Source organism: Rothia nasimurium (assembly GCF_042660305.1).
Classification (GTDB): domain Bacteria; phylum Actinomycetota; class Actinomycetes; order Actinomycetales; family Micrococcaceae; genus Rothia; species Rothia nasimurium.
Genome location: NZ_JBHSTW010000018.1, coordinates 505,932 through 513,844 on the forward strand (window position 1 = coordinate 505,932; position 7,913 = coordinate 513,844).

The window sequence follows — 7,913 nt, forward strand, 5'->3', positions numbered from 1 at the left end:
TTTGTGGGTGATTGAGAAAAGAAAATGCTCCCCTCCACCGCTTCAGGTGGAGGGGAGCATTTTCTTGAGCTGCTTGCTGTGCTACTGGGTTTTTTCTACCTCGTGGGTAAAGACCACCCCGTCGTCGGTGAAGTGGTCGATCATGGCCAGGGAGTAGACGTCGTAGCCGCGGTCGCGGAATTCTTTGCCGCCGCCCTGGAAGACCTTTTCGATGGCGATACCGATGCCGGCTACCTGGGCCCCGCCCTGTTCGCAGAGGTGGGTTAGGCCGTGCAGGGCCTGGCCGTTGGCGAGGAAGTCATCGATAATCAGGATGCGGTCTTCGGGGGTGACAAAACGCTTGTCGATGCGGATGTCGTACTCAATTTTCTTGGTGTACGAGAAGACCTTGGAGTGGTAGGTGTCGGTGGAGAGGGTTTTGGAGGAAATCTTCTTGGCAAAGACCATGGGCACACCCAGGTGCAGGGCGGCGGTCATGGCCATAGAGATGCCGGAGACTTCGAGGGTGAGGACGCGGGTGATTCCGGCGTCCTTGAAGTGCTCGGCGAAGTCGCGGCCCATGTCCATCATGAGCTGGGGGTCGACCTGGTGGTTGACGAACTGGTCGACTTTGAGGATGTTGCCGGGCAGGATGCGGCCGTCGCGGCGGATGCGGTCTTCGAGGAGTTTCATGCGGTTTTCTTCTTTCGGTCAACCAGGATGATGTTGAGCAGCAGGGCTGCCAGGGTTCCGGTGGAGATGCCGGAGGAGAGAATCATCTGCAGGGCGGTGGGCAGGTTGGCGAGCATGTCGGGGCGCACAGTCACGCCAATACCCAGGGCGAAGGCCACCGAGACGATGAGCAGTTCGCGGTCACCCAGTTCGATGGTGGTGAGGGTTTTGATGCCCTGAGCAGCGACCAGACCGAACATGATGACGCCTGCACCACCGAGGACGGGCTGGGGCATCACGGAAATCAGGGCTGAGAGCTTGGGGAAGACGCCAAGGATAGCCAGGATAATGCCTGCGGTAATCATGACGCGGCGGGAGGCTACCTTGGTGAGGGTAATCAGGCCGACGTTCTGGGAGAAGGCGGTGTTGGGGCCCGCGCCGAAAGCGCCTGCTAAAGCTGAGCCGACGCCGTCCGCAAGTACGCCGTTAGAGACGCGCTTGCTGTCGAGTGTGGCGCCGGAGGCCTGGCCGATAGCCATCATGATGCCGACCGTTCCGATGGTGGAGACGATGTAGGCGGGGACGAAGGCCAGGGTGGAGGCCAGGTCAAAGTGCAGGCCGTAGGCGAAGATGTTGGGCAGGGCGAACCAGGCGGCGTCTGAGACGACAGAAAGGTCAACTAGGCCCAGGGGAATGCAGACCAGGTAGCCGGCGACCATGCCGATAAAGACGGCAGCAGCGCGCAGAATACCGCGGCCAAAGTGGGCGATTGCGAGGGTGAGGGCCATGACGCCGAAGGCGATGGTGAGGTTCTGCAAGGAGCCGTAGTCTTCGGAGCCCGCACCGCCTGCTGCCCAGTCCATGGAGACCGGTAGCAGGGTGATGCCGATGAGGGCCACCACGGTACCGGTAATCAGCGGCGGGAAGAAGCGCATCAGGGGCTTAATGAAGCGGGAGAGCACAATCTCAACCAGTGAGGCGCTGATGGTGGCGGCCACGATTCCGGCCATGCCGAACTGGGAGCCAACCGCGATGGTGGGGTTGACGAAGGTGAAGTCGGTGCCCATCATGCCGGGCACGCGAGCGCCCACGGGGCCGATGCCGCGGGACTGGATGAAGGTGGTGAGGCCCGCGACGAAGATGGAGGCGCTGACCATCAGTGAGGTTTGGGCGACGTTAAAGCCGAGGGCGGTACAGACGACCAGGGGTACTGCGATGATTCCAGCGAAGGCTGCCAGGATGTGTTGGAGCGCTAGCAGGATAGAGACACCGAGGGGTGGGGTGTCGTCGATCTGGTAGAGCATGTCGGTTGAAGTTTCAGCAGGGGTCTGGGGGTCTGACCCTTGGGTATGTTCGTTCAACGAAGGACTTTCGGTATGTAGTTGTGGTGGGTGTAAGGACGCTCGCCCCCGGCAGGGCTGCCGGGGCGGGGTGGTCCTAGTTTCAGTCTACGCTTCTTGCTCGCTCTGGGCGAACACCCCCCAGCTATGCTCACTCCGTGACCACCGGCGTCCTTTTAGAACAAATATTCGAAACTGTGTTAAAGTGGTGCTTTCACTTCCAGAGGATTATTCATAAGGATCGCACCATCATGATGGGTTATTCCCACTCCATTAGCGCAGCAGCAGCCTGGCTAGCCCTCAACGAGGCGGGAGTCTTGGGCATTGATGACCCCACCACTCTGGCCGTCACTACCCTAGCGGCTGCCGGTGCGGGCATGCTCCCCGATATTGATCACCATAACGGCACCATCGCCCACTCGATTCCGCCGGTCAGTCGCTGGGTTGCCCTGTTGGTGGGGCGGCTCTCGGGCGGCCACCGCAAGGGAACCCATTCTCTGGTTGGCCTAGCAGCCTTTTGGGCCCTGGCCTTTTTTGCCGACCGCCTGACCTACGCGGGTATCCCCGTCCTAGCTCTGGCTCTAGCCGGTTTTGCTGGCGGCCTGGCCCTGCGCACCTTCAAGGCACCGGGGGGCTGGCTGGGGGCGCTCGCGGTTATTGCCGGAACCATCTATACCGATTCACTGGCTCTGATGCCCTGGGCGGTTCTTACCGGGGCGACCGCCCACATTCTGGGTGATGCCCTGACCACCCGCGGGGTTAACCCCTTCTGGCCCGTCACCATCAAGCCCGTTGTGCCCAGCAAGCTCTGGCGCAAGAGCGGCTACATGGCCCTACCTATCCTGGGTGATGCTGGCTCAGCCCGCGAGAACTTCCTCACCGCAGCCCTAACCGTCTATATCGGGGCCTACACCCTGGCCTTTTTCGGTTTCCTCACCAGCTACCCCACCCAGCTGATCAGCGGCTTCTTCACAGGAGCCTAAGACTTCAGGCAACAACAGGGGCCCGGCACCATATGGTGCCGGGCCCCTGTCTTTCACCCGTGTATCACTTCTATGTAGTCACTCATGAGGTGGGGTGGGAAGGAAAACAAAAATATATCTGTGCCGCTGAGGCGAACGATGTTTAGTCTTCGGTCCAGAAAACGTCGACCTCTACGCCCTCTTCAGCGATTTCGGGGTAACGTACGTCGTGTGATTCCAGCATTGAATCATCCTTTCAAGGTTCGGCCCAACGTCGGTGTTGGATTTGTGTGCCGCCTCATCGGTGAGGCGGTGTTCTTGAGGTGCAGCTGGGGAAGATTGGCTTCCGAAGCTGGTATTTACTCTACGCCGCCCGGCCCGCCCTGCACTAGCGAAATAGGCCCGTTATCATTTCGTGACCTTTGTTTGGCGAAGAAAAACCCACGAAACACACAGGTCTTTTTCGTAGAGTGTGGTGGCCCCAACAGTGGGCTTGTGTAAGAAACAGACACACAAGCCTATTTGTACGGACCAAAGAAGGGGGCTGATACAAGACCGCCCCGCCCGGTCAGCTACCGGGCGGGGCGGGCGTCCGCTCGTTCCTGCCTAAGCCAGGGAGATGAGGTCCTGGTATTCCTTGCTCCACAAATCTTCTACCGCATCGGGCAGCAGTAGCACGCGCTCGGGGTCAAGGGCCTCAACTGCCCCCTCATCGTGAGAGACCATTACAATGGCCCCCCGATAGTTTTTCAGGGCGTTCAAAATCTCTTCGCGCGAGGCCGGGTCGAGGTTGTTAGTGGGCTCATCGAGCAGCAGAACATTGGCGGACGAGGCCACCAAGGTTGCCAGCGACAGGCGGGTCTTCTCACCGCCGGAGAGCACACCGGCGGGCTTATCGACATCATCCCCCGAGAAGAGGAAGGAGCCGAGAATAGTGCGGACGCGGGTGTCATCGAGGTCGGGGGCCGCCGACTTCATGTTCTCAAAGACGGTGCGGTCGTGATCCAGAATTTCGTGTTCCTGGGCAAAGTAGCCCACCTTGGCCCCGTGGCCGTAGATGACCTCGCCGGTATCGGGCTGGGTGCTCTTAGCCAGCATGCGCAGCAGGGTGGTCTTACCGGCGCCGTTAAAGCCCAGCACCACCACGCGCGAGCCTCGGTCAATCGCCAAGTCGACATCGGTGAAAATTTCGAGGGAGCCGTAGCTCTTGGACAGCCCCGTCGCCGACAGGGGCGTCTTGCCACAGGGGGCAGGGTCGGGGAAGCGAATCGCGGCCACCTTATCAACCTGGCGCTCTTCTTCCAGCCCGCGCATGAGCTTTTCGGCGCGCTTGATCATCTGCTGGGCTGCAACCGCCTTGGTTGCCTTGGCGCGCATCTTGTTGGCCTGCTCCATCAGGGCCGAGGCCTTTTTCTGGGCGTTGGCGCGCTCGCGCTTGCGGCGGGCCTCGTCCTGCTCGCGCTGCAGCAGGTAGTTCTTCCAGCCCATGTTGTAGATATCGATGACGCAGCGGTTGGCATCCAGGTAGAAGACCTTGTTGACCACCAGTTCCATCAGTTCCACGTCGTGGGAGATGACCAGGATGCCGCCCTGGTAGTTCTTCAAAAACTCGCGCAGCCAGACTACCGAGTCGGCGTCCAGGTGGTTGGTGGGCTCATCGAGCAGCATGGTGTCTGCGTTGGCAAAGAGAATGCGGGCCAGTTCGACGCGGCGGCGCTGACCACCGGAGAGGGTGGAGAGGGGCTGGTTGAGGACGCGCTCGGGCAGGTCAAGATTGGCGGTGATGGTAGCTGCCTCAGACTCGGCCGCATAGCCGCCACCGGCAATGAACTCAGCTTCGAGCCGGTCGTAGCGGCGCATGCCCTTGGCGTGCTCTGCGGGGTCTTCGCTAGCCATCATTTCCTGGGCCTGGCGCATTTTGCGGGCAACCCCATCCAGGCCGCGGGCCGAGAAGATGCGGTCCTTGGCGAGCTGGGTCATGTCATCGACCTTGGGGTCCTGGGGCAGGTAGCCGATGGTGCCGCCGCGGGTGACGGTACCGTCAGCGGGCAGGGTCAGCCCGGCCAGCACCTTGGTCATGGTGGTTTTACCGGCGCCGTTTCGACCCACGAGGCCAACCTTATCGCCCTTATCGATGCGGAAGGTGACGTCCTCCATGAGCAGGCGAGCGCCAGCTCGCAGTTCGAGGTTGTTGACTGACAGCACGGGTCTGCTCCTTGGGTGGGGGGGGTGGGTTGGCCAGCTATCTATCTTACCGCCCCGGTGTGGTGCTGGTCGATGTTGGAAGGGCCACCGGGGCGTTGGTTCGGGCTGGCGTCACAGAAGTGAAAGAAAGGCAGAGTTTTTGAACGGTGTTCAAAACCTGTTTATAGTAGTGGGCATGACATCATCACAGACTTCCGCGCGCCCGGCGCGCGCCGCTGCCAATCCCGGTCGCGATCTGGCTCTTATCGCTGTTTTTGCCGCTTTTATTACCGTATGTGCCCTGTTGCCCGCTATTCCGGTGGGCCCGGCCGCTGTTCCGATTACCCTCCAGACCCTGGCGATTTACATCGCAGCCCTGACCTTAGGTGGCACCCGCGCTGCCCTTGCCGTTACCCTGTATGTCGTCGCTGGCCTGATTGGCCTTCCGGTTTTCTCGGGCGGACGCGGCGGCTTCGGCACCATTGTCTCTCCCTCCTTTGGCTACCTGCTGGGCTTTATTCCCGGTGCCCTGGTTACCGGTGGGCTTGCCTACGCAGCCCTGCGCCGCCGTATGAGCGGGGCCGGCCTGTTTGGAGCCTTTGTGGTGGCTGTGCTCGCAGGTTTTGCCATCATCCAGGTCTTTGGTGTTGCCGGCATGATGATCAACGCCGACCTTGAGCTGGGTGCTGCCGTTGCCGCTGCCCTGATTTACATCCCCGGCGATCTCATTAAGTGCCTGGTAGCCGTGCTGGTTACCCTGGCTGTGCACCGGGCCTTCCCCACCCTGGCCCGCCGCTAGGTACGATAGAGCCCGTGTTTTTTTCTCGCTCTTCACGCGCAAGCGCTACAAGCCCGTCGGCTCGGTTTTCGGACGACGGGCTGCTTGCCACCCACTCAGCCACCGTTACCGTTGATACCGGCACCAGCGACCGCACTCTCTTACACAACATCACCGTGGAGCTCTCTGCCCCACGCACCGCAGTGCTCGGCCTCAACGGCTCGGGCAAGTCAACCTTCCTACGACTCTTCAACGGGCTCTCCCAGCTCACCTCGGGCGAGGTCACCGTACACGGGGTGAGCGTGAGCGAGCATCTACCTGCGGTGCGCTCGCGGGTGGGTATGCTCTTTTCAGACCCCGGCGCCCAGCTGGTGATGCCGACGGGGGTTGAGGATGTCGAGCTCTCCCTTCAGCACATCAAGGGCAAGGACGCCCGCCGCGCCGCTGCTCTGGAGGCCCTTGCTGAGCGCGGGGTTGAGCACCGCGCTTTTGACTCTGTCTATAACCTCTCAGGCGGTGAAAAGCAGTTGACCGCCCTAGCTGCTGTACTTGCAGTGAACCCTAAGGTTCTACTTTTAGATGAACCCACAACGCTTTTAGACCTCAAGAATAGGTTGAGGCTATTTGACCTGCTCGACTCGCTTCCCCAGCAGCAGGTCATCTCCACCCACGACCTTGACCTGGCAGCTACCTGCGATGAGGCAATCGTCATCCACGAGGGCCGCCTGCTGGCGCAGGGGCCGGCGGCAGACGTCCTGGCAGATTACCAGCGCTGGTGTGCCACGGACTTCCCTGCCCCACCTGAATCTGCTGAGCCCCAACGTCCCGGGGGGCATGTGTGAACATTGCCAACCAGCTCTTTGGCACCTACCAGCCCCTCGGCACCCCGGTGCACCGTGCACCCCTGTGGGTCAAAGGTGTCTTCATTCTTCTGCTGGGCATCTACCTGGCAGCTACCAGCCACTGGGGGTTTGGCCTTGCAGCCCTCGTGCTGGTGCTGACTCTTGGGGCCCTGGCAAAAATTCCCTGGCGCACCTGGGTGCAGTCCCTGGTTTCTCTTTCCTGGTTGCTGGCGATTCTGTTGGTCTACTACCTGGTGAGCGTCAAGATTGAGTCGGGGGCGGACGTCCTTCTGACCCTGCTCACCATGATTGCAGCTTCAAAGGTGCTGCTGTGGTCGACCCCTATGCCGGTGTTGATTGACGGGTTTATCTGGCTGTGCACCCCCCTGAAGTGGGTAGGCGGCTCCCCTGAGCGGGTGGGGCTGGCTCTGGCCCTGATGGTGCGTTCTATTCCGGTGATTATGGATAGCTGGCAGCTGATTCAGGCGGCGGTGGCCGCCCGCGGGATCAAGGTCGCCCAGTTCCGGCTTTTCATTCCCCTAGTGATTGCCACAGTGGCCTACGCCCAAGAAACCGGCGACGCCCTGGCCGCCCGGGGCCTTGACCGATAAAGATGATTTACTGTGAGGCTTATTCATAAGGGGTGCCCAGCAGCCAAAAACACCAACCCCCTCACCACCGAAAACACCCGCCCATAAACACCCAACGGCCGACGAAAAACCGAATGCAAAACACGCCAGGTCTTAATCTGCGCAATCACACGCTCCACCACCGCCCGCAACTTATTGATGACACGATTGTTATCTTTAACAACCTTGGGCATTTTCAGCCCAGGCTTACGCTTGGTCGGGGTCAGTAGCCCCAAACCGACGTAGCCCTTATCCGCCAGAGTGGTCTCACCTAGATACTTCTCAAGACCGTGTTCCTTAAAGGCAAAAGCATCATGCCTGGCACCAGGCAGTTGATCCGTGATGACAAGGAGTTTCCCATCAACGGTGCAGATAACCTGATGATTGAAACCTGCACGTTTGTGTTTACCGGAGAAGTTTATTTTCCCTAGCGAACGCCAGTTCCGGGACTGTCAGGAAAACGGTGTAAACCCTCCCAACCCCAACAGGAGAAAATAACACCATGACAACAGAACACCAACTCGCCC

Annotated in this window: 8 protein-coding genes; 4 read left to right on the plus strand and 4 right to left on the minus strand. The window is 60.4% G+C overall.

Going from position 1 to position 7,913, the window contains the following annotated elements:
• Positions 1–81: 81 nt before the first annotated feature.
• On the minus strand, positions 82–672 hold the full coding sequence (locus ACFP6B_RS09345) for a xanthine phosphoribosyltransferase (RefSeq protein ID WP_237185644.1): 591 nt from the start codon (positions 670–672) through the stop codon (positions 82–84).
• The gene (locus ACFP6B_RS09350; protein ID WP_377129457.1) at positions 669–2,012 is read right to left on the minus strand and encodes a nucleobase:cation symporter-2 family protein; all 1,344 of its coding nucleotides are present in this window, start codon (positions 2,010–2,012) and stop codon (positions 669–671) included. Before ACFP6B_RS09350 ends, ACFP6B_RS09345 begins: the two co-directional genes overlap by 4 nt.
• A gap of 230 nt (positions 2,013–2,242) precedes the next feature.
• On the opposite strand from ACFP6B_RS09350, the gene ACFP6B_RS09355 reads away from it, so the two are divergent.
• Positions 2,243–2,974, plus strand: coding sequence for a metal-dependent hydrolase (locus ACFP6B_RS09355; protein ID WP_237209381.1), 732 nt, complete (start codon positions 2,243–2,245; stop codon positions 2,972–2,974).
• Between the two features lie 585 nt (positions 2,975–3,559).
• On the opposite strand, the gene abc-f is transcribed toward ACFP6B_RS09355, so the two are convergent.
• Entirely contained in the window at positions 3,560–5,158 is a 1,599-nt protein-coding gene (gene abc-f / locus ACFP6B_RS09360) for a ribosomal protection-like ABC-F family protein (protein ID WP_237199046.1), read from the minus strand.
• A 175-nt stretch (positions 5,159–5,333) separates the two neighbouring features.
• Between abc-f and ACFP6B_RS09365 the strand changes: the two genes are divergently transcribed.
• From ACFP6B_RS09365 to ACFP6B_RS09375, 3 genes are read left to right on the plus strand one after another with little or no spacing between them, the layout of a single operon-like run.
• Positions 5,334–5,936 carry a biotin transporter BioY gene (locus tag ACFP6B_RS09365; RefSeq protein WP_377129459.1) on the plus strand — a complete coding sequence of 201 codons (603 nt, stop codon included), beginning with the start codon at positions 5,334–5,336 and terminating at the stop codon, positions 5,934–5,936.
• A 14-nt stretch (positions 5,937–5,950) separates the two neighbouring features.
• Positions 5,951–6,757 carry an energy-coupling factor ABC transporter ATP-binding protein gene (locus ACFP6B_RS09370; protein WP_377129461.1) on the plus strand — a complete coding sequence of 269 codons (807 nt, stop codon included), beginning with the start codon at positions 5,951–5,953 and terminating at the stop codon, positions 6,755–6,757.
• Positions 6,754–7,368 (plus strand): energy-coupling factor transporter transmembrane component T family protein, encoded by a 615-nt coding sequence (locus ACFP6B_RS09375; RefSeq protein WP_377129463.1) that lies wholly within the window; start codon positions 6,754–6,756, stop codon positions 7,366–7,368. Before ACFP6B_RS09370 ends, ACFP6B_RS09375 begins: the two co-directional genes overlap by 4 nt.
• Before the next feature lie 23 nt (positions 7,369–7,391).
• Here ACFP6B_RS09375 and ACFP6B_RS09380 read toward each other — a convergent pair whose 3' ends face one another.
• Entirely contained in the window at positions 7,392–7,808 is a 417-nt protein-coding gene (locus ACFP6B_RS09380) for a transposase family protein (protein WP_377129493.1), read from the minus strand.
• Positions 7,809–7,913 lie beyond the last annotated feature (105 nt).